Source organism: Parabacteroides sp. Y3-G-102, from assembly GCF_023656845.1.
Lineage (GTDB): Bacteria > Bacteroidota > Bacteroidia > Bacteroidales > Tannerellaceae > Parabacteroides > Parabacteroides distasonis.
Genome location: NZ_JAMOKU010000031.1, coordinates 17757 through 42642, shown reverse-complemented (window position 1 = coordinate 42642; position 24886 = coordinate 17757). Strand labels below are relative to the sequence as shown.

The window sequence follows — 24886 nt, the reverse complement described above, 5'->3', positions numbered from 1 at the left end:
CTCTAAATTTAAAGAATTAATAACCCGGATTTTGTGTTAATTTCGTATTTAACTCAAGCACAGAAGTAGGGATCGGGAAAACGGTTGTAAAACCGGTATTATCCACTACGTAATCGCCAGTGGCGACATTATGATGCACTCCCGCATAACGATCAGTCGTAGGTTCCGTATAAGTCCCGAAACGTATTTGATCCTGACGGCGCATCCCCTCATAAGAGAATTCCAACATGCGTTCATCCAAGATATCTTGCAAAGTCACGTTACTTTTCTGTCCGGCTTGTACACGGTCACGAATCTCATTCACTTCCGCATCACCGCTTTGTCCCATACGGACTTTCGCCTCAGCCGCCAATAACAAGGCATCTGCATACCTCCAGAACACCTTATCATTATTATGATTCAAATAAGAAGAAGTCGTATTATCCACCTCATATTTAGACATACGGGCTCCCGCAAATTTTAATATCTGGTTCGGTACATCCTCCTTAAAATCAACAACCACATCCATTGGGTTATAGCATAACTGAGCTCCATCGCCTAAACCCGCATCTATCGGCTTGCCATCCACGAACACCGGTCCATAAAAGAACGTCATATCCATACGGGGATCTTGTTCATCCGTACCGTACTTGAAAACTTTCATCTGTTCTACGGTAGCGCAGGCACCATTCCAACCTTGCAAGCCATAAGCGGATGCGTGGGCCGCATGTAATGTACGAGTCGGATTATAATCGCTCACTTTATAGGTAGTACCATCACTCGGTTGAGTCCAGATATTTTCTACCGAACTATCGTTTGTCTTGGAAAAATTCTGGGAGAAGTTGGGTTGTAGACTATATCCCTCCTTCTCTATCTGTTTCTGACAATAAAGAACCGTCTCCCAAGCGTCACGAGTCGTACCATCCAACGCGATCTTAATATTTTTGCCCGCTTGGTTTACATACGGCGCAACTTTAGCGATACCACCCACCAAAGAACCATCATTCCAATCATCTTTTGACAAGATAGGACTATTAATAGCGACTTTCGCCATCGCCATATACCCCACAGCCTTGGTCACCCGGCCATAATACTTGCCCATATTCTGGCATTTTCCACTGGGCAAATGGGGAATGCAATCCGTCAACTCATCCACAATAAACTGATAGACCTCGCTTCTCGAAGATTGATTCACATCCGCCATCACAGTCTTCGAAGAAGTAACCAGAGGTACACGACCGAATAAATCGACCAAATGATAATACAGAATCGCACGCACGGCACGAGCCTCATATTGATAATCTTGCAGATAGCTCTCCCCACCCGCTTGAATGAAGGTCTCCAGATTATCGATCGAGGTATTACAGTTACCGATAATCGTATATAGCGCATTCCAAGTACTCTTTATCGTAGCGTTACCCGGACCATAATTATGCAAAAACAAGGATTGCCATTTACCTCCATCTACCCAGTCGCCTTGTCTTCCCGGCAATATCCAAGCATCGGAAGAAAACTCTTGTAAAGTATGCACATTATCCGTACTTCCATATAACCGATTCCCAAATGAGGTATAAATCGTAGCGATCGTATTTACATACACCAATTTCTCACTTTTATAAGCTTCTTCTTCCGGTATCTTACTCTTGGGATCCTCATCCAAAAATCCGGAACAAGCGGAGAATAAACCACCTAAAATCAGCATGGAGCTCACCAATACTTTTTTCATGACAATACGTATTAAAAGATTAACAATTAGAATTTAACACCCAGTGAGAGTGAATAAGTACGGCTCAACGGATAAATCAATTTATCATCCACACCCAACGTACCCGAAACAGAAGATTTAGACGCCACATTCGCCGAGTTGATAAGCGGCGTCATACCAGAATAACCTGTGATGGTCGCGACATTGTTAACAGAGAACGCCAAACGCAAGGATTTTAAATACTTCTCAATCTTCAGTTTCTTGACGGGAATATTATAACCTAACGTAATATACTCGATATTAACATAGTTACCATTTTCCAGATAATAATCAGAAATCTTGATGTCGTATATCCGCTTATCCAACGCCCCATCCAATATATTATAGGTTGGATACAATGATAAATTATTAAACGTCAAACTTGTACCATTATAGATTTTATGCCCGAACGCCCCATTTAATTGAACCGCCAGATCAAAATCTTTATATCGCATATTAACAAAGCCACCCATATATACCTTTGGTAACGCTTGACCCGCTATATAACGGTCACCGCTATCCGATAAGTCCACTTTGCCATCGCCATCCAGATCCGCGATATCATAAACAAACTTACCATCTTCCTTCTCTACCAATCCGTTGCAATGAGGAATATAGAATACGCCTAAGGGTTGTCCCTCCGTCAAGTAAGTAACACCCGTATACTGGGTTAAGCTAGGAGCGTTCACCGCCGATACTTGGATATATTTACTAGTCGTAAACTCTGACCCCATATATGTACCACTTAATGATTTAAGCTTATTCTTCTGGAAAGACAGATTCGTACCCACGGTTAATGAGAAATCTTTTTTCTTGATGATATCGCCGCTGATCGCTACCTCAAAGCCGTTATTGGTCATTTCTCCTAAGTTCGCAAGCATAGACGTATATACGAACGGAGGAACCGGAACGGTATAAGTGTACAACATATCTTTCGTAGTAGACGCATAATAATCCATTGTCAAGCGAAGACGGGATTGGAACATCGCTAAATCCACGCCCACATCAAACGTATACTTCTTTTCCCAACGCAAATCCGGATTTGGATTTGAATCGATATAGAAAGTAGTCGTAGCCGATCCATCCACCAAGGTCGTTCCATTCGGAGCCATCAAGGAGAGGGATTGATACGGATCGATCGCATCTTGATTACCGGTCACGCCATATCCGGCTCTCACTTTCAAGTTATCGATAAAAGTCAAGGACTTCATAAAAGCCTCGTTCGAGGCGATCCAAGCGACAGAAGCCGACGGGAAGAATCCCCATTTATTACCATAACCTAATTTAGAAGAACCGTCGCGACGGACATTCGCCGTAACTACGTAACGGCTATCATACATATAATTAAAGCGTGCCATATAAGATAATAAAGCGAAACGGGTAGCATTAGAGGTAGCGTCACCCCAACTTATGTTAGCACCGGCTTTCAAGTTATTATAGGTAAAATAATTCGTCTCGTAACCGCTGGTTTTCGTGGAAGACTCGAACAAAGACTGTGTCTGCGCCTCCAATAAAGCCAAAGCGTTAATGCTATGCCGTCCGAATTCCCTTGCGTAATTCAATTGGAGATTTCCCATCAAGTCATTTCGTTCCGCATATTTCAAATAGGCCTGTCCATTCCCGTTCATCGAACCCTGTTGGATATCATTCGGGATATAACGCCGGTCATTCAAGCTATAGTAAGTATACGAACCGAATCCCGTCAAGTTCAATCCCTTGATGATCTCCACGTTTACACGTCCGTTCACGTTCACATGAGAGGCTATTTTCTTATTTGTGATCTCCAACATACCTAAGGGGTTATATACCTCGATCGCGGTCTTATCCTCATCCCAGATACCCGTTTCCGGATTCTTATAGTTCGGATACGTAGGATTGTAAGCTGCCGCCGAATAAATCGTACGGTACATATCAAATTGATGATCGCCTTCCCTACGTGATCCAAACATGCCTAAATCAAACTTCACCCGTTTCTGGAAAGCATACTGGCTTGCGTCCACTTTGGCCGTATAACTATTGGAAGAAGAATTCTTCAACAAACCCGGACGGCGGATCACACCGAGAGAGGCCCTTAGATTGGAATTATCATTACCGCTCGTAAATGAGAGATTATGGGTCTGGGTAAGACTGGCAGAACGTTCCACCTCCTCAAACCAATTCGTACTCGCTCCCATATCATTCGTACTCAATCCCATAGCCACCGCACCGGCACGCCATTCATCGGCCGTTAACATTCCCAAGTTCTTATAAACCTTATTAACACCGAATAAACCATTATATTCAATTTGAGCGAAACCGGCTCTACCCTTGGCAGTCGTAACGACAATTACCCCGGACGCACCCCGTGAACCATACTGAGCCGTCTCCGAAGCATCTTTCAAGATAGTCAAAGACTCTATATCGGAAGGAGAGATGGCGTTCAACATACTTAAATCTCCAAATACCCCATCGATGATAACCAACGGATCATTGCCTCCGGATAGAGAGGTAGTACCCCGGATACGGATATTCATATCACTCGTAGGGTCTCCACCTACATTACTGATAACAACACCAGCGACCTTACCCTTTACCGCATCCAAAGGCTCCGTAACGACACCCGAGTTCATATCCTCTTTCTTTACTTTCTCCACAGCACCAGATACGGAACGCTTGTTTCCTATGGCGTAACCCACAACAACAACATCATCCAGCCTTTGAACGTCTTCATCCAATGCAACATTAACCACCGAAAGATTCCCTATACTCACCTTCTTACTTACATAGCCAATATAAGAGAAGACTAATGCCGCTTTTCCATTTTGTACTTCCAGCACATAATTCCCGTTAAAGTCGGTTACCGTCCCGTTTTGGGTACCTTCCTCCAGCACGCTGACACCGATCATCGGTTCTCCTTGGGCATCTTTTACAACCCCGCTAATTTTCTTATTTTGTTGCTTTATTACCGCATGGATCTCTTTGTTCGCCTTCGCTTTGTAGATTATAATATGCTCATCTTTTATCTCATACGTCAATCCCTGTTTTCTCAGAACCTTATTCAAGACATTCTCGAGTGGCTCTTTGCTGACATCAACAGACAAAACCTCTTTCAAATTGACTTCACTACTTTTATAGATAATAGAATAACCAGATTGTTTTTCCAACTCACGGAACACTTGTTCTAAAGTAGTCTGATTCAGAGATAAATCAAGAACAACCGGAGACTCTGTGGCAGCTAATATATTACTCGTATTTAGTATTAAAAATAACATGCCGATTGCCATAACACGAACTATAGTATGGAACACCATACTTTACACGAATTCCTGTGTCTTTCTTCATGATAGATAAATTTAAATATTAACAATAACTAGAGGTCATTTCAAATAGCTTGGCTCCTACACTCTTTTCCAGATTTCACTTCATAGGCAAATGAATTTAAGTATTAAACGTTCTTGACTAGCTTGATTTTTCCATCCTTCTGAATATATGTCCATGAGCGTTGGTAAGATAACTTTTTAAGAATATCATCCAAACTCACGTGTTTCCGGAAACTTGCGACATATTTATCATACTTTATCGACTCGGAGTCTATCTCGATCCTCACGTTGAACCGCCTTTCCAATATGGTAGAGATTTCTGCCAACGTCTGATCCTTAAACACCAGAATACCGTCCTTCCAGCACGTATAATCTTCCGCATCCACCTCATGGCAATAGAGTTTACCTGTATGGCTATCTTTAATTACCTGCTGATTAGGAGATAATATCATATTCTCCTTGCCATGATCCGTCAATACTTGCACGGAACCTCTTTCCAAGGTCAACACGGCTTGGCGATCAGTATCATAAGCCTTGAAACTAAAACGGGTACCCAATACTTTCGCCGAGAATTGCTTCGTATGTACGATGAACGGGCTCTCCATCTTCTTCCTGACATCAAAGAATCCTTCACCCTGTAAGCACACTTCACGGTTATCGGAAAATTCGGCCGGATATGTCAAGCTAGATCCTCCATTCAACGTAACTTGAGTACCATCAGAAAGGGTGAGATGCGTGATAGCACCCTCCGGAACTTCCACGACAATAGGCGCTTGAGCCGTTAAGACCTGCCGACTATTGATGATTCCGATAGAAACGATTACAGAAGAAAGAATCAAGATTGCGATAGAAGCGGCCACCGGCCAATAACGGAATAGACGGGTTCTTCTAGTTGCCGTCAGATTATAACGACGTCCCAACTTCTCTTCCACCCGTTTGAAAACAGCCTCTTTTCCCTCCTCCGCTTCTTGAACGGATAAAGTGTGTTTCGCTTTTATCGCATTTAAAAGCTGTAAAATCAGCTTTATCTCTTTTTCTTGATTCTTTTGATTATCCACAATCATACACTTTTTACTTGTAGGAGCCACCTACATTTGATTAATGATTCTATAAATAAAGAGTATAGAAGTCTTTTTTACCTATAAAGGGTATCACGAGTTTAACATTCATTAAAACAACAGATGAATTCTCCTTTTAACGACATTGTAATATCGGCTCACCGCATCCAACATTTTCCGGATCGCGATATTCATTTGTTGCTCCACGGTTCCTTCCGTTATTGACAAGGCTTGAGCGATCTCTTTATGCTTCATTCGCTCTTCACGAGCCAATAAGAAGATTAATTTGCAGCGTTCGGGGAGTTCGGAAAGGGCTTTATTATATACCTCTGTCATCTCGGCGTCAAGCAGATCACTATCTACCTCATTCGTATCTATATACAAATCTATCGGTAACTCATCAATGGATATGTTTTGGCGTTGATGCTCTTTCTGTTTCAAGTAATGGAAAGATTCGTTTCTACTGATGATAAATAACCAAGCGTTCAGGTCTTCTATATCAATCAATTCTTCCCTTCTTTTCCATAGGATACAGAATACCTCGGATACGACTTCCTCACGATCTTCCTTATTTGGCAGAAAATATCCCACAAAACGATTGACCGTGGCATATTGTATGTCAAACAACTCACGAAAAGAGGCATAATCTCCTTTTGCAACATGAGACAGTAGAGTTTTTAATATGAATTCGTTTTTCATTACGACTAGTCAAATCCATTGTCTTTCATAACAGATGGACTCATCTCTCTCCTTTTGTGACAAAAGTAATAAAAAACTGATAAACAAAAAGCCTTATCAAATATTTAGCTTCTTCTTAATAAGAGGGAAGCACTTATATATGATAAGGCCTATAAAAGATACAAGACTTACTAACTATAAGCTATGCTGGAACATCCAAGCCAGATAATCCGGTTCGGCGAAAGCGTTATCCCAACTGTTATGGTCTACACCGGGAAATTCCTTATAACGGACATCAGCTCCTGCTTTCTTCAATGCTTCATTAGCGTCACGGGAGAATTGTACATCGACTACGCTGTCGGAGCCGCCGTGATAAATACTGAAAGCCGTCTTGCCCTTAAAGTTCGCCAGACGTTGCAAGTTCGCTCCACCACAGATCGGGGCGGCAGCGGCAAACAGGTTCGGGTAACGCATCACGATATCGAACGTGCCCATACCTCCCATTGATAGGCCGGTTACGTAAATGCGTTTCGTATCGACCTTACCTTCCGCTATATAACTATCCAATAATTCCTTGACGGCGGCCATCGATTGTGTGGCCGGAGCATTCAACGGATAGAAACGCTTTCCTTCTTTTCCGGCGTTCAATCCCTTATATTCAGACCAAGTCTTCTCGGCCGGGCATTGAGGCGCTATAATGATAGCCGGATATTTGGTTTGATTCTCGAAAGAAGCGAACATATCGCCACCATGTATTAATTGGGCCTCATTATCCGACCCTCGTTCGCCCGCTCCGTGCAGGAACAGGATTACCGGGTATTTCTGCGCCGGATTATAATCTCGGGGATACAGAACCCGATAATTCAATTGATAACCATCACGAGCCGTAAACTGCTTTTTCAAAAAACTAGCCTTATCACCAGCATATCCAGCAACGGAGAGAAGAAGGCAAAGAGACAGAAAAAAAATACTTCTAAGTGTTTTCATAATCATATATTCAAATGTAAATACTATCTACTTAGATCGATAACTTCCGCAAATATAATTAAATAGTCTGTTAAGGCGTTGTATAATATCAAGATTAAACCAACTATTAGGACGTGAGCGGATTCGTTGGGATGCTTTAGATGTAGATTTGAGTTTGTCTATCATAGCAAATCCAGATAAATACCCGTTAGTAAGTAAATAATCGAATATTGTATGTATTTTGTAGAGACAGATTGTCTTATCTCTACAAAATACATTTGAAAATGATACCGAAAGATTATTGGGCTTCCTGTATTTTTGTCGCTTCTGATACACCGTTCTCGTTGAATGCCTCGATGGTGAAATAATAAGGCTGGTCGGTGGACAGACTCTTTAATAGTAATTCATTCTTTCCGTATAGGAGCCATGAATTGTATAGTTTATCGGGAGCGATACCCCAACGGATGTTGTAGCCTTGGCTGTTCTTGGCTGCGTCCCAAGTAATCATCGCGTCACGGCGGTCCGCTTGGCGAACGACCTTGAAGTTCTTCACCGTCGCAGGCTTCTTGCCCTCACCGATACCGAACACACGCAAGTCCGAGATCGCCAGATGAGGCGTCGGGACCTCTATATTCTTATAACGGACATAACGGACACGAGCCGGATTATCCACTTGTACGTAATCATTCGGGACATCCTTATAATTATTCCGGCGATCCACCAACGTTACCCAATCCTGCCCGTCCAAAGAGCCTTCCACCGCACAACGGTGGCGTAAACCGGGAATACGTCCATACATATTCGATTGATGATCGTGATAATTCACTTGCACGGCATATACCATAGCGGGAGCCTCCAGATCGATCTCTACCCATTCGGTATCTCCATTCGTGCGAGCCATCCAGAATGTCTTACATTCCTCATCCGTCAAGTTGGCCGGAAGGAAATTGGCGGAGGTCTTGGGACGGTTCGATTCCGTGAATCCTTGCGCGGCGGGAGCGGAATGCGGATAATCACCGAAGTTATTATCACAATACATAATGCCCTCCTTATCGAAGAAAGTAGGATACATGCAGAGGCGACGCTCCCAATTCACCGTAGCCGAGAGAGACATAGAGGCGAAATGCCAATAATTACCTCCCGGCCCCACCAAGGTACTTCCGTGTCCGGCACCATTCATGAAACCACCGGGCTTATAGCTTACCGGGTTATGCGATTGGTATTTATACGGACCTAATGGGGAGTCCGCCGCATAAACACCATCGGCATATACGTTGAATTCCGTACCGGGGGCGGCATACTGCATATAATATTTACCGTCGTGCTTGGTCAGCCAAGCACCTTCCATATAGCCCCCCAATACCGTATCGGTATGGTTCTCGCCAAAACGTTCCCAGCCATGCTTCGGCATATCCAAGCCGAAAAGCTCGACCGTCTCACCCTCGATCAAGAAACGGTCATCCTTATTCAGTTTCTTGCCCCGAAGCGGATAAACATTGGAAGAGCCCCAGAATAAATAAGCTTGCCCGTCATCATCGATGAATAAATCCGGGTCTTGTAGGTCGTGGAGTATAGCAGGAGTAGCGTTCCAATTACCCGATTTCGGATCATCGGTATAAAGAACGCTCATGGAGCCGGACGGATCACCCATCACATAAAGCACGGAATCCTTATAATTATGAGCGGCGGGAGCGTTGGAACCCTGAGGATACCAGTTTTTACCGGGAGTGATAAAATCCCAGTTCAACAAATCTTTCGAATGCCAATAGCCATGCGAACGGGTTACGAACATATAATACTCGCCCCGGAATTCTACGACAGCAGGGTCCGCGCCCGAACGGTAAGACAGGTTGTTCGATGAGTTATAAATCATATACGTATAATCCACATTAAGCGGATTACAATACGTATTCCCCCGCATGGATTGAGCGGTGGCGGAACCTCCGGAAGCAGCCAAGAATAGAGCGGAAAAGATATATTTTGATAATAGTTTCATGTTGATATGTATTAATTTTTACCGCAGAGAGAAAGAAGACTGATTCGCCTCGTCGGCAGAATTCAAGCCTACCCAAACCGTGAAATCACCCGGCTCGGCTTTCTTCTGCATATCGATACCATAGAAAGCCAGCAAAGCTTCGTCAATCGTGAAAGAGACTTGCTTCTTCTCGCCCGCTTTCAAAGTCACCTTCTCGAAGCCTTTCAGCTCTTTAACCGGACGGGTCACGCTACCCGCCAAGTCGCGGATATACATCTGGATGACCGTCTCGCCATCCACCTTACCCGTATTCTCTACCTCAGCCGTTACCGTGATCTTGCCCCCTTTCGTGAAAGAGTTCTGATCCAGCTTCATAGAGTTCACGGCGAAAGTCGTATAGCTCAAGCCATAACCGAACGGATACAACGGTGTGTTAGGCACATCCATATATCTGGATTTATAATCCGTATCCGGAGCTTCCGGAGGAACCGGGCGGCCTGTCGGTTTCTGATTGTAATACAGAGGCAATTGACCTACCGTACGAGGGAAAGACATCGTCAAGCGAGCGGACGGATTATAATCGCCACTGATCACATCAGCCATACCATGACCCGCCATCGTTCCCAGATACCAAGCCTCCAAGATACCGTCGACATGCTGATCCTCCCAAGAAAGATCCAAAGGACGTCCGTTCACCAAGATCAAACCAAGAGGTTTACCCGTCTTTTTCAATTCTTTCAACAAGGCTTGTTGAGCACCCGGCAATTTCAAGTCCGTACGGCAAGCGGCCTCACCACTCCAGTTGAAATCCTCGCCCATAGCCGCCAATACGATATCCGCACGGCGAGCCGTAGCGATCGCCTCAGCGAATTTAGATGAATCATCAGTCAAGAGATCACATCCCTCGGCATAAATGAACTTCACGTTCGTACCGGCATATTTCTCGGTCAGACCCTCGAACAAAGAGATACTCTCCTCACGCTCACCCCGGCCGGCCCACTCGCCATTCTGGTTGATCTTATCTTTTACCATCGGGCCGATCAAGGCTACCGTAATATGCTTATCCTTCGAGATCGGAAAGAAGTTATTATCATTCTTCAAAAGGACGATCGAGCGAGCGGAAGTCTCACGAGCCTCTTGCAAGAACTCCGGCTTCATGATCGTATTCTTCTCACGCTCATTGTCCAAGTAACGATACGGATCATCGAACAAGCCCAAGAGGAACTTCATCTCCAAGATGCTCGCCACGGCACGGTTGATATTCTCTTCCGAGACTTTACCCTCTTTCACGGATTGTACAAGATATTGGCTGTAGATGCCACCCGTCATATCCATATCGATACCGGCGTTCGCAGCCAGTTCCCCAGCCTCCTTGTCATTTCGCACGATACTATGGGCTACCATCTCATTGATACCGGTATAATCGGTAACCACGAAACCATTGAAGCCCCAGTCCTTACGTAACAAATCGGTCATCAACCATTTATTACCCGTGCTGGGCACTCCGTTGATCTCATTGAAGGAGGCCATGAACGTAGCGACTCCCGCTTCCTTAGCCGCTAAATAAGGCGGCATATAATAATTCATCAATGTATTTTGCGACAACTCGGACGTATTATAATCACGTCCGGCCTCAGCGGCCCCATAAGCGGCAAAGTGCTTGCAACAAGCCAAGACCGTATTCACGTCGGCCAACGAACGCCAATCGTTTCCTCCTTGGAAACCCTCAACACGGGCCTTTGCGATCAAGCTTCCCAAATACGGGTCCTCACCGGCACCTTCCATTACACGTCCCCAACGGGCATCCCGGGAGATATCCACCATCGGGGCGAACGTCCAAGCGATACCGGAAGCGCTCGCCTCATCCGCCGCGATCGCCGCGCTTTTACGCATCCGCTCCAAATCCCAAGAGCAGGATTCCGCCAACGGCATCGGGAAAATCGTACGATAGCCGTGCACGACATCATAACCAAACAATACGGGTATCTTCAAACGGCTCTCGGACAGAGCCATCTCTTGCATTTTACGTACGCCATCTACCGTATATACATTAAACAAGCTTCCTACAAGACCTTGTTTCAGCAAAGTCTCATAATCCCCCGTCATAACCGGGCCGGTCACATCCCAGTTACAGGAGTATTGGGCCATCTGCCCCACCTTTTCCTCCAAGGTCATTAAAGAGAGCACAGAATCTACACGGCGTTCAATATTTTTGTCGCCGCTGAAGCTTTTCCAGCCACTTACAGCGGGCTGCTGGCATCCACCTAAGGTAGCGGCAACGGCCGCACCAGCTATAAAAGTCGTTAACCTTTTCATTATTCGTATCTGTATTATTTGTTCCAAGTTACCTGCGCCGATTTCACGTCCCGGGAGTTCGTACCTACGTAAATATTGAATAAGCCCGGTTCCCAGATGTATTCCAATGCGCTGTTATAAAATTTCAAGTCTTCCGGCGTAATCGTAAAAGAGACTTTTCGGCTCTCACCCGGTTTCAAGGAGATCTTCTGGAAGTTCTTCAACTCTTTCATCGGACGGGAGATGCTGGCAGCCGGATCGCCGATATATAACTGTACGACTTCCTCGCCCTCTAGCTTGCCCGTATTCGTCACCTGTACGCTGGCGGTCAATACACCGTTCTCTCCTTGCACACTCGTCTTATCCAGCTGAAGATCACCGTAAGAGAAAGTCGTATAACTCAAGCCATAGCCAAACGGATACAAAGGATCGTTCGTGATATCCAGATATTTAGAAGTGAAATGATCATCCGGATTCATTGGGCGGCCTGTTTTCTTAGCATTGTAATACAAAGGAATCTGGCCTACGCTACGAGGGAATGTAGTCGTCAATTTACCGGAAGGATTCACGTCGCCGAACAATACGTCCACCAATCCGCGAGCTGCGGCGGAACCTCCATGCCAAGCCTCAACGATCGCGGAGAATTGGCTATCCTCCCACTCCAAGGTCAACGGACGGCCGTTCGCCAAGACCAACACCACCGGTTTACCGGTCTCCAACAAAGCTCTCAACAGCTCTTTCTGGCTCTCCGGCAAACTAATATCCGCACGGCTGCAAGCCTCTCCGGACCAGTTATTCGGCTCACCCATCACGGCGATGATACGATCCGCATCTTTCACTTGCTCAACCGCTTCCTTCACCAAACGGGTATTCTCCACCGGATCAACCTTCAAGCCACTGGCTTTCGCCAACATCGGCTCGTTCGTCAAATTACATCCCTTGGCGAAGATCACACGGGCCTTATTGCCAACCATTTCCTTCACGGCCTGCACTACGGAAGCTGACTTCGCCGTATCGATACCACACCATGTCCCGAACAACTCAACCTTCTTATCCGCCAACGGGCCTACCACGGCGATCGTCCCTGTCTTTCGCAAAGGCAACAAACCCTTGTCATTCTTCAACAAGACAATGGATTTGCCGGCGATATGGCGAGCCGTATTCATATGCTCATCCGTGAATGTATTCTTTTTCGCACGATCCGCGTCCAAGTAGCGATAAGGGTCCTCGAACAAGCCTAATTTATATTTCGCCTCCAATACACGGCAGCAAGCCTGATCGATATCCGCTTGAGACACACGGCCCTCTTCCAACGACTTCTTCAAGGTCGTGATATAACCATTTGTCATCATATCCATATCCAAGCCGGCATGCAAAGCCAAGGCCGATACGGTCTGCGTATCACCCAAACCATGATTAGTCATCTCGCCGATCGAATTATAATCGGAAACGACAAACCCATTGAATCCCCATTGATCACGAAGCAAATCGGTCAACAACCAACGGTTACCCGTAGCCGGAATCGCCTCCACCAAATTAAAGGAAGACATAACCGTGGCACAACCAGCCTCTACAGCCGCTTTATAAGGCGGGAAATACTCATTAAACATCTTGATACGGCTCATATCCACCGTATTATAATCACGACCGGCCTCGGAAGCGCCATACAAGGCAAAGTGCTTCAAGCAAGACAAGATCGTGTTCTCTTTCGTCAAGTCATCTCCTTGATAGCCTCTCACCATGGCGGCGGCGATCTTTCCACCCCACCAAGGGTCCTCTCCACTACCCTCGGCGATACGTCCCCAACGAGCGTCACGGGCGATATCCACCATCGGGGAATAAGTCCATGTCACGCCGTTTGAACTGGCCTCGATAGCAGCGATACGGGCACTTTGCTCGATCAACGTCGTATCCCAGCTACAAGACAAAGCCAATGGGATCGGGAAGATCGTATGATATCCATGAATCACATCCAGTCCGAACAAAAGCGGAATTCCTAAGCGAGATTCCTTAACCGCTATCTCCTGCAATTTACGGAACGTCTCCAGCTCCGAGCCTCCCGTAGCACCCAGCCAGCCCCGACGAATCGTCTCGTCCGCTCCTTCCGAACCACTCAAGATGCCGGGAACACCCCCACCGGACAAGTTCAGCTGTCCGATCTTCTCATCCAAAGTCATTTTACCCATCAACTGATCGATAAACGTATCCATCGCTCTCGTATCTTGAACGGGCTTTTGTCCGTATGCCGCAAGTGCCAAACAAGCGGCGAATGATAATATAATCTTTCTCATGTTATTTAAATATTAAGATTCTCTCGCATTATGGATCGTGAAACCCAATTTCTTCAAACCGTCCTGGATTTCCGGACAGCTCATAAACAAACGCCACAGAAGGCCCGTACGGTAATTCTCGATCATCGGGGCGATCGTACATTGGTCGATCGCCAGATAACGACGCGGATACCAATTCTCGCCTTCGCTGAAAGCGTCGTAAAAACCATACTTACCCCAGATGCTATCTCCCAGATTGAAATAGAAATGCTTCAATGCCTTCGAGGATTCCTCCGGTGTATACGGATAACTGCTCAAAGCGGCTGTCGGCGTAATTACCCCATGATCGTTGGAGGGCATATGCGCGTTATAGCCTTTAACGGAATAGCTGGCGGTCAATCCCCAGCAAGCGTCGCTATATCCCTTGAAGCCCTTCGGATTCTCCGCGCAATAACGGTAATCGATCAATACGTGATTCCGGTTCAAGTCCCAGTAGTTAGCGTATCGATCCGACAAGCCTACCGGACATAGGCCGATATAAGAATAATGTGCCCAGAACAACGGACCGCCGTACTCCTCGGCATAATTATGTTTCAAGATCAAAGGTAAATCGTAAGCGACCGCATCGCTCTTGATCCCCCCTTTACGAGCCCATCCGTTATGATAAGCGGAAGCCGGGATCGGATACGTAGGCGAAGACGCCGCCAAAATATAAGTAATCAGACATTCATTGTAACCTTCCAAAGGAAAATTCATCTCCCATGCGTAATTCGGGCTCCAATGCCAATACAATACATCCTGCCCGTTCAAATACCAGGTCCATTCCATCTCACGCCATAGCTGGTCAATCTTCGCAGCCAACGCTTTCTCGCTCTCATTACCATCCTTGAAATATTGGCGTACGCATAAGAGACCTTGCATTAAGAAAGCGCTCTCTACCAAATCGCCTCCGTTATCCTTCTGGCCGAAAGGCTTTACCTTACCCGTAGGCCCATGCATCCAGTGAGGCCAGACCCCGTGGAAACGATCGGCCTTCGCCAAGTAATCAGCGATTTGATGAAAACGGGCCACACCTTCCTCACGGGTGATAAAACCACGCTCAATACCTACCAACAGCCCGGCGATGCCAAAACCACTACCCCCGGTGGTCACGATATCAGCGTCGTTATCAGGATACACGCCATCCGTATGGATACGCTCACAGGCCAGTCCGGAGGTAGGCTCCGCACCTTCCCACATATAATTAAAGTGAGCCTTTTGTATATAGGTCAAGAATTCATCATCCGACTGAAAATCCAACTTACGCTCATTGGGCGTAGACTCTGCGGATGTGTCACTTTTCTTGGCCTCATGACAAGCGGTCAACGAAAAGCCAAGCAACAGGGTAACAACGCCTGTACGGAAATAGGTATTCATAGATATATACATTTAAAATAGTTATCGTCTCAATACTTTACTCATCGGTGAACGGCCGCTCTCTCCCAATGCCTCGATCGAGAAATAATAGTCCGTATCCTTATCCAAGCCCCTGAAATCGTACATCGTATCTCCCAGTACCGTGATACTGTTGTACAATTTATCCGGCGCTATACCATAATAGATATTGTAAGCGTACGCCTCTTTTACCGGCTCCCAAGTGATCATCGCATTCCGCTTATCCGCTTTTGAGCGTTCCACCTTTAAGTTCTTAACGGCGGCGGGAGCTTCTCCCAAACCATTTCCAAAAATACGAAATCCGGACATAGCGAAGTTGCCCGAAGGCACATGTTCGTTCACTATTTTCAAATAACGGGTTTTCAAAGGCTCACGCAACTCGATATAGTCGTGCGGAACGTCCTTGTCGTTATCGCTCTTATCGACTACCAATTCCCAATTTTGTCCATCTATAGAATGATAAATACGATATTGATGATACAAGTCCATCGCCTTATTATGCTGTACGGCTCTATGCTCGTAATAGTTCAACTGGATCGCACGTACCTCTTTCAATCCCTCTAAAGAGATCTGGAGCCATTCACCCGGCTCTCCCGAGCGGGCGGACCAGAAAGTACGCATGCTCTCATCCGTTACATTCTCTGGTACTAACGTACTATCCATGGAAGAGGCCATCACCGGTTTTCCATACGATAGCAACATCCAACCGGAAAACGTATTCGCGATATCATCGACCTTCCCTTTCGGCGTAAGCAAAGGATAGTCCCCGAAAGCGGTGTTCGAATACATCACGCCATCCTTATCGAATGCCGTAGGGTACAAACCAATACGACGCTCAAACTTATATTTCAAGGAAAGCATGCAAGTAGCCACATGCCAGTAATTGCCATACGCATCCTCGAAAGTACCACCATGACCGGCACCTTGTACGAAACCTCCCGGCTTATAGCTCATCGGGTTATGTTTCTGGTAGGTGAACGGGCCCATCGGCTTGTCGGATACATAGACACCATCCGCATAGACCTTGAACTCCGTTCCCGGCGCACCGTATTGGAAATAATATTTACCGTTATGCTTGGTCACGAAAGCTCCTTCCGTAAAAGGCGCTAAAGTCGTGCTATCGTCATTGTTCATCCCGAAACGTTCCCATCCGTGTTCTTCCGGGCGCAGCATCATGATCTCTTGGATCTTGCTGATCGGGTGGAAATCACGGCGATCCAGTTCCACTCCCTTCAAAGCAAACTCATTACTTGAACCATAGTACATATACAAACGTCCGTCATCATCCAGCAAAAATGCCGGGTCCCAGCTAGGAAGAGCCGTTTTCTCCACATACCGCTTGAACTTTCCGCTTTTCGGGTTCGTACTATACCAAATAGGCAATCCCGCATAGGTAGAACCGGTATAGAACAAGGTATCTCCACTTACGAAAGCCGCCGGAGCGCACAAGTCGTCATCTTCCGGATAACGTTGGAAACCGGCGAATACGAACTCCCAATTACTCAAGTCCTTGGAATAATAGAATCCGGCTTGATTCGTGGCGAAAAGGAAATATTCCCCTTTATACATGACCATCATCGGATCGGCCGTAGAGCGGAAAGAGCCATTCTTCACCAAATCCGGCAGATTCGCCCGGAAGCAGTAGCTCAAATTCATCGGGTTGCAATAGGTAGAGGGATGATCGGCCGTAGCGTCGAACCAGCGGGTGGCTTGCTGAGGAGCTTTTACCCGTACATCACGAGGATCCGCCTCCATCCGGATATCTATTTTCGTATCGTTATCGCCAAAGGCGCGATAAGCGTACTTCATCCCCGGATAATACACGAATAACTCATGATCGTAGCGGCTTGCTTGTATCTTATAATAGCCTGTCGCATCGGTGGTATAATGAACCGGGCTAGCCGTGAACATCACCGTAGCGCCTTCCAAAGGCTTGCCGTCCGGTCCGGTAATCGTACCTTCCAGAAAATGTTTTTGGGATACGGTAATATAGTAATCGCTTACCTGCCCCTTGATCACGATCACGGAATCTCCCCGCTCGTTTACTTGAGCGTTTACGGTAGAGACCGCGAAGAAAGAGGCAAGGAGTGATACGAGCATACACTTATTGTAGGCTTTTAAGGAAGCGCTAGAAACTCCTACGTCTTTCCGGAAAAACATGTACGTGTTTTCCGAAAAAGACGTACATGTTTCCGAGAAAACACGTACATGTTTTTTCCAAGAAGCGATAGCCCTATTTATTCTATTACATGCCAGCATATTATGTTCAAGATAAGTTATTGTTGTTTTTTGTCGCATTATTATTTTATGGATTGAATCTTTTGGATACCTTTCTGGACATCCGGATGGCTCATGAAAAGGTTCCACAACAGATTCGTACGGTAATTCTCGATCATAACCGTTACAGGCGCTTGATTCAATCCCATAAATAAGGGAGATACCCAATTTACAGTCAAGTTGAAAGCATCCCGGAAACCGTACTCACCCCATAAGAAGCTGCCATGGTTACGATAATAATTCCGCAAGGCTTTCATGGAAGCGTCCGGCGTATAAGGGAAAGAAGCCAGAGCGCCCGTAGGTGCCATCGTTCCGTTATCCCTGTGCGGCATCGGCTCCTGAGCTTGATAGTTCCAAGCGAAATCGCTGGCGGTCAATCCCCAACAATCTTCTCCATAACCTACATACCCCCCTTGGTTCTCGATACAATACCGTTGATTGATCTTTGCCATTTTCTGGTTGTTCTCGAAATAATTCGTATACTTATCCGTGAACTTATGTGGGTCCAGCCCGAGATAGGAGTAATGGATAAAGAAAAGAGGACCTCCATTAGAGACACCTACTTGCAAGTTCTCCCCATAATAAGTATTGCCATTCGTATACATCTTACCATCTTCTACACGCCCCCAATCGGCACGGTATTCTTGCGCATACTCCTCTTGGCTGGCCCAGCCGCTATAATACATCTCCGGAGAGATTCCGTATTTCGGCCCCATGATAGCCAACATATAGGTAATCATGGTCTCATTCCAGCCGATCAATTTATGATTGATCACCCACGCCTGATCTGGAGACCAGTGCCAATATAGATATGGGCTGTCCTTAAATTGCTTATACCAGCTCCATTCCACGTTTTTCCATAGATTATCGATGCTCTTACGGATTTGTTTCTCCTTGTCATTCTCTTGGTTGAAATATTGACGAGCCGTTAACAGTCCTTGGAATAAGAAAGAGGTCTCCACCAAATCACCTCCATTATCTTTCGGGCCGAAGAAAGCGACCGTCTTCCCGGTTGTCCCATCGATAAAGTGAGAGACCGCCCCATGGAATTTATCCGCTTTCTCCAAGAAAGAAGTGATTTTCAAGAAACGCTGTACGCCCTCTTCCCGGGTGATAAATCCCCGTTCGATACCCGCCACGATCGCCATGATACCGAAGCCGGAAGCCCCGGTAGCGATCATATCATTCCGTCCGGGAATATTCTCACGGGCAAGACCGCTATTTGGCTCCGCTCCCTCCCAATAGTAACGGAAGTTCGCTTCCTGTACCATATCCAGCAATTGCTCGTCCGTCATTGGATAGGTAGTGGCCGAGACTGTCTGGGAATCATTGGATTCATTCAGCGCATAATCCACGACCGTCACCTTATAATAAGCCTTTTTACCAACCTCTCCCAAGAAATCGGTATAACGATTCATCCAAGGGCGGCGGACAGCGACCGGCTGGTAAGTGATCCCGTCGAAAGAACGGTAAATGCGATAGTATTTTATATCCTCCTTTGATTGAGGAATCCATTTGATATCGATATGACGCTCATAAGCCTTAGCTTCCTGCAAGACCGGAGCGTTTAAGGTACTTACCGACGGAAGGGAAGCCGGCAAAAGCTCTATATCGTCCAGATAAATCGTATATTCGTTTCCATCGGCCGTACCGGGACGAAGGGCTACAGCCGCTAATTTCTTGATGTTCGTATCGTTCACGGCGTTTAATCCGAAATCCTTCAAAGGAATGGATACGGAATGCCATACGCCGGGACGTGTATCTTTCAGATAATTTCTCAGGTTTAGGTATTGGGTATACGTGCTGTCCGCATAACGAATAGCGATATTGGGAAGAGCGGCAGCATTCATGCTCTCTCTCAGTTGTACTTGTAAAGAGAGCGTAGAGGGCTCACGAAAGAAGTCATTGCCACGGACCGGGCAATATTGTATCTCGCTATACCAATCTCCACCGGGAGCGGATACATAGGTAAGCTCCAAGGAATTGCCGGGAGTAAAAGCGACAGAGCCGGCAACTGGAAGATGATGTCTCGCATTTTTAATCCAAGAAGGTGAGGTATATTTCGCTTGAGAATAAAAGTAATCCCCTTTCATCAAGCTATTCTCGAAGAAAACATAGTCGTAAGGTTTCTCCACCGCTTGCAAGCTGGCGGATAATAAGAGAGTAGTTAGTAATGCGATGTGTTTCATGATGCTGATATTTATATAAATAAAGATATGATTTGAGATAAAATAGGCGGTGCCAAACGGGTTGACACCGCCTTGCCAAACTACAAAGGTCTAGTAAATAATGAGAATCTTATATTACTCTGTTACTTCCGGCTCAAAAGGCACAGGCTCAGCTTCTAAGTTAGGATTCAAGTCAATTTGATCCTGTGGTATCGGATAATATTCGCTTTCTCCTTTCACAAAACCCGGAAGTTCTTGAGTGGCTCTGTCCGTACGGACTAAATCGAAGAAACGTTCGCCCCATTCCAATGCCAACTCAACTTGACGCTCTTCCAGAATTTGATCCAAAGTCGCATTTGCAATCGGAGCTAAACCAGCACGTTCGCGAACCAAGTTTAATGGAGCGTCTCCATTTTGTCCCTTACGAACTTTAGCCTCAGCGTTCATTAACAACACATCAGCATAACGGAATACACGGATATTATTATTATCGCCATATCCAGTACGTCCCGGAGTCATTTGATTAGCCGGTGTATAAGCCTTTCCATTATAAGCAGTCGGTTCACCCGGTTGAGCGACAGGAATATAATCACCGTCACGAGTAGTGGCATCCGTCATGAGGAACGTTGTTTCCGCACGAACCGCTTCACCACGTTTAGAGAATAAATTACGGATTTTCTCAGTCGGCTCAATAAATGCCCATCCAGAGATAGGAGCCTCTCCACGAGGACCTTGGAACGCAAACCAGTTGTCAGAAGAAACGATATCACCACTTCCATTTCCAAAGTCAGTAAATTGATACTCTAGCAAAGACTCATTACACAATTTTCCCGGAATCTTAAACAACTCATAGAAGTCATTATACAACTCAAACTTTCCGCTATTGACGATATCCTCGGTCAAGGCCAATACCTCATCCCATTCATTATCATACATCTTCTGTTTCGCTTTCAACATCTCAGCGGTATATTTTGTAACCGCTCCCAGATGCTCAGACTCATTCGGACGAATAGCCGGTAAGTTTGCTATACAATAATCCAACTCGTCATAAATGTACTTCTTTACATCCTCTTTCGTATTCTTGAATACATTCAGTTCTTGATTGTCTAACAAAAGAGGCACATCGCCAAATAAATTTACCAACTGGAAATAAGCATATGCTCGGAAAAAGCGAACTTCAGCAGCATATTGAGCGTTTAATTGCTTGTCTGACTCACTCGTCAAATGTTTAGCATAATTCTCTAAAGACTCCAATGCTGAATTAGAAGTAGAGACAACATAATAGCAGTTTCCCCAAAGGCCACTTAATGCCCAGAAAGTAGTCAAACGATCATACTGGAATTTACTAGCATACTCATACTCAATCTGGTCCGTAGGAGATCCTCCTTTATTCACATCGTCACCGCGAACTATGATACATCCATACGAGGACCAAGACCCCAGATAACCACGAGCGGTCGCATATACACCGGAAACAGGCATATACATATTCGATTTATTCGTATAATCAATACCCTCTACCTCTACAGTATTCTCTGGAAGCTTATCCAAGTAATCACTACAACTGGATGTCAGCAATGAAAAGGCTAAAGGGATAGCCCATAAAATCTGTTTTTTTAATATATTTTTCATATACTTCTGATTAGCATTTAAAGATTAATAAATAATACGAAGACCTAACGTATAAGAAGATGCTAAAGGATATACACGCTCATCAAATCCATAAGAAGAAGATGCTATCTCACCTTTCTCGTTCTTACTACCCAACTCTGGGCTGAAGCTGTTTGCCTTGAAAACAGTCAAAGGACGATCAGCAGTCAAGCTCAAACGAATGCTCGGCATCTTGAATTTTCCAAAGTCTTTCTTCGGGAATGTATAAGCAACTTGTACATTCTGAATACGGAAATAAGAACCATCTTCTACATAGAATGAGTTAAAGTTAGAGATATTCCAAGGTTTTACAGAACCTTTCGCAGACATATATTCGTTAGTAGAGCCCTCACCTGTCCAACGATTCTCGAACTGATCTAAGTCATAGTTCAATTCAGAGTGCCAACGGCGGTCACCACGTTTACGGTTTACGATCTGGTTTCCAGCTACACCTTGCATAACCATAGAGAAATCGAAATTCTTGTAAGAGAATCCTAAGTTGATACCGTAATTGAAGTTCGGGATATAAGAACCCAATGTTACACGGTCTTTATTATCAATCTTACCATCCTTATTTTGGTCAACATACTTGAAATCTCCGGGCTCCAAACCATTTGCTACAGCAATCGGATCAGCAGCGACCTCTGCGGCATTCTGATAAACACCCTCAATATCATATCCATAGTAAGCATTCAACTCACCACCAACTTGAGAAATCGTACGGAACTCCGCAGAACCACCATATAAATAAGATAAACCATTCAAATCTTTTACCTCATTGTGCAAGGTTGTCAAGTTTGCTCCAATGTAGTAAGAGAAATCTTTACCGATCTTATCAGCCCAGTTAAAAGACAACTCAACACCTGTATTCAAAATCTCACCTCTGTTACCTAATAAGTTACCGGCACCCATTGGCAGAGGAGCATCGATCACGGCATTTTGAGTCAAACGATAATACCAGTCTGCCTCTATTGTCAAACGGCTATTCAACGTACGAAAATCTAAACCGACGTTCGTCTCATTCACGACTTCCCAACCTAACCAACTAAAATAAACCAAGTTCGTATAACCAGGAACAGCGCTTCCTCCAAATATACCAGAGGTACCCATATCTTGCGTAATGGAAGCGAAACCATCACTAGCCGCAACCTTATCGTTACCTAACTTACCCCAGCTCGCACGTAATTTCAGATAATCAACCCATTTCTGATCTTTCATGAATCCTTCTTCTGAAATATTCCAAGCAGCACCTACAGAAGGGAAATAACCCCATTTCTCTTGGTATTTGGAAGAACCATCGGCACGCATTGTAGCAGACAATAAATATTTGCCTTTATAATCATAAGATACACGACCGAACCAAGAAACACCACGATAAGTCGTACCGTCATCGCCAGTTTTACGTCCATCCGCATTACCTTGATTCAAATAGTAATATTCCTCGTGTCCGCCCGGAACACCTGTAGCTTCTCCCCATAGGTTACGCCAGTTCTCTTCACGTACGGATTGACCCAACATCGCGGTTAAACCATGATCACCGAACGTATCTGTATAGGTCAATGTATTATCTAAAATCCAACTGTGATAAATATCATTCTTCTTATTCAAAAGGGGAGTCGAATTCAACTGAGTTCCACCAACCAAAAATTCTGGAGTATAAGCTCTTGTCTGAATAACATTGATATCTTGGCTATAAGCCGTTTTAAAGAATAACTTATTCTCCGGCAAGAAGTCGAATTGCGCATAGAAAGAAGGCATTACGCGCAACATTGAATTTTTAGAATCATAATACTCCGCTTGAGCAACCGGATTGTAGTAATACTCACTCAAACCGATTTGGGCAGGAGAACCATATTTCGTAGGATACGGATTCAAGGAGCTATTTTCATCATATACAGGAATAATACCCGGTGTACGGAAAGCTGCTAACCAAACCTCGCCGTTTGGCAAGTTTTGCGTAGAGTTGCTCAAAACAACGTTAGCTCCTACTTTCAACCAATCAAAAGCCTTATAATCCGCTTTCGTACGCAAATTGAAACGAGAGTAATCATTTTTAGAATCCAAGATACCATCTTGATACAAATAAGAGGTACCCACAGAATAAGTAGCTTTTTCAGTACCTCCAGAAATGTCTAAAGAATGGTTGTGAGTTAAAGCTGTATGTAAGATCTCATCATACCAGTTTGTATTCGGAAGTGTTCCCCAAACATTTTTAGCGTTATTTACAACAGCCTGTAAGGTTTCATTACCCATCTCACTGATCATAGTCGCATATTGCTCACTATTAGCCATTTTCAATACATTCGTAGCCTTTTGAAAGCCAACATAACCATCATAAGTAACCGTAGCAGGACGATTCAACGCACCTTTCTTTGTCGTAACCAAGACTACGCCATTCGCCGCACGTACACCATAAATAGAAGCGGCAGAAGCATCTTTCAAAATAGACAAATCTTGAATATCACTATTATTCAAGAAATCAATATTATCAAAGAACATTCCATCTACAACATACAAAGGTTGGCTATCCGTATTCATAGAACCGATACCACGAATACGTACGGAAGGACCGGAACCTGGCTGGCCACTATTCGTAATCTGCACACCCGGCACTTTTCCTTGCAAAGCACTCATCGGAGATGATGTCGCATGTTTCGTAATCTCATCAGCCTTGATCACGGCAATTGGAGCTGTCAAATCCTTAGCCTTACTCGTACCATAACCGATAACGACAACCTCTTCCAAGTTTTGCGTATCCTCACTCATAAGAACATTTACTACAGTCTGTCCGTTAACCGGAACTTCTTGTGTAGTCATACCTACATAACTAAATACTAAAGTCGCATTCTTGGGAACATTACTCAAAGTATAGTCTCCATCCATAGAGGTTATGGTACCGTTAGTCGTACCCTTAACCAAAACACTCACCCCGATAGCCGGGTATCCTGTGGCCTTTTCAGTTACCACACCAGTAACTGTCAGATTCTGCGCAAACATTGTTGTCGCGGCAAGTAACAGGCATAAACAAAGCATTAATTTAGCTTTCATTCATTCTAGTTTTAAAGTTGAACATTTGTTTTTACACTCATTATT

At 45.0% G+C, this 24886-nt stretch carries 13 protein-coding genes; all 13 read right to left on the bottom strand.

Features of this window, described 5'->3' with window-relative positions:
- Positions 1-16: 16 nt before the first annotated feature.
- The 13 genes from NBH16_RS15430 to NBH16_RS15370 all read right to left on the bottom strand — a co-directional run bounded on the left by NBH16_RS15430 (position 17) and on the right by NBH16_RS15370 (position 24841).
- Positions 17-1705, bottom strand: a complete 1689-nt coding sequence (locus NBH16_RS15430) for a RagB/SusD family nutrient uptake outer membrane protein (RefSeq protein ID WP_005863635.1) — start codon at positions 1703-1705, stop codon at positions 17-19.
- A gap of 26 nt (positions 1706-1731) precedes the next feature.
- Positions 1732-4974 (bottom strand): SusC/RagA family TonB-linked outer membrane protein, encoded by a 3243-nt coding sequence (locus tag NBH16_RS15425; RefSeq protein WP_250788848.1) that lies wholly within the window; start codon positions 4972-4974, stop codon positions 1732-1734.
- A gap of 173 nt (positions 4975-5147) precedes the next feature.
- Positions 5148-6086, bottom strand: coding sequence for a FecR family protein (locus NBH16_RS15420; RefSeq protein ID WP_122144861.1), 939 nt, complete (start codon positions 6084-6086; stop codon positions 5148-5150).
- 105 nt (positions 6087-6191) lie between these two features.
- Positions 6192-6779 (bottom strand): sigma-70 family RNA polymerase sigma factor, encoded by a 588-nt coding sequence (locus NBH16_RS15415; RefSeq protein WP_122144862.1) that lies wholly within the window; start codon positions 6777-6779, stop codon positions 6192-6194.
- Positions 6780-6953: 174 nt separating this feature from the next.
- A complete protein-coding gene (locus NBH16_RS15410) occupies positions 6954-7751 on the bottom strand; it encodes a carboxylesterase family protein (protein WP_122369510.1) in 798 nt (265 codons plus the stop codon).
- A gap of 271 nt (positions 7752-8022) precedes the next feature.
- Positions 8023-9720: a family 43 glycosylhydrolase gene (locus tag NBH16_RS15405; RefSeq protein ID WP_250788847.1), complete on the bottom strand. Its 1698-nt coding sequence runs from the start codon at positions 9718-9720 to the stop codon at positions 8023-8025.
- An 18-nt stretch (positions 9721-9738) separates the two neighbouring features.
- A complete protein-coding gene (bglX, locus tag NBH16_RS15400) occupies positions 9739-12015 on the bottom strand; it encodes a beta-glucosidase BglX (protein WP_250788846.1) in 2277 nt (758 codons plus the stop codon).
- Positions 12016-12029: 14 nt separating this feature from the next.
- Positions 12030-14285: a beta-glucosidase BglX gene (bglX, locus tag NBH16_RS15395; RefSeq protein WP_250788845.1), complete on the bottom strand. Its 2256-nt coding sequence runs from the start codon at positions 14283-14285 to the stop codon at positions 12030-12032.
- Positions 14286-14297: 12 nt separating this feature from the next.
- Positions 14298-15692 (bottom strand): glucoamylase family protein, encoded by a 1395-nt coding sequence (locus NBH16_RS15390; RefSeq protein WP_250788844.1) that lies wholly within the window; start codon positions 15690-15692, stop codon positions 14298-14300.
- Between the two features lie 9 nt (positions 15693-15701).
- Entirely contained in the window at positions 15702-17858 is a 2157-nt protein-coding gene (locus NBH16_RS15385) for a family 43 glycosylhydrolase (RefSeq protein WP_122144867.1), read from the bottom strand.
- A gap of 140 nt (positions 17859-17998) precedes the next feature.
- A complete protein-coding gene (locus tag NBH16_RS15380; RefSeq protein WP_122297280.1) occupies positions 17999-20164 on the bottom strand; it encodes an exo beta-1,2-glucooligosaccharide sophorohydrolase in 2166 nt (721 codons plus the stop codon).
- Positions 20165-20278: 114 nt separating this feature from the next.
- Positions 20279-21775 carry a RagB/SusD family nutrient uptake outer membrane protein gene (locus NBH16_RS15375; RefSeq protein WP_250788843.1) on the bottom strand — a complete coding sequence of 499 codons (1497 nt, stop codon included), beginning with the start codon at positions 21773-21775 and terminating at the stop codon, positions 20279-20281.
- A 24-nt stretch (positions 21776-21799) separates the two neighbouring features.
- Positions 21800-24841 (bottom strand): SusC/RagA family TonB-linked outer membrane protein, encoded by a 3042-nt coding sequence (locus NBH16_RS15370; RefSeq protein WP_048926963.1) that lies wholly within the window; start codon positions 24839-24841, stop codon positions 21800-21802.
- Between the last annotated feature and the right edge of the window lie 45 nt (positions 24842-24886).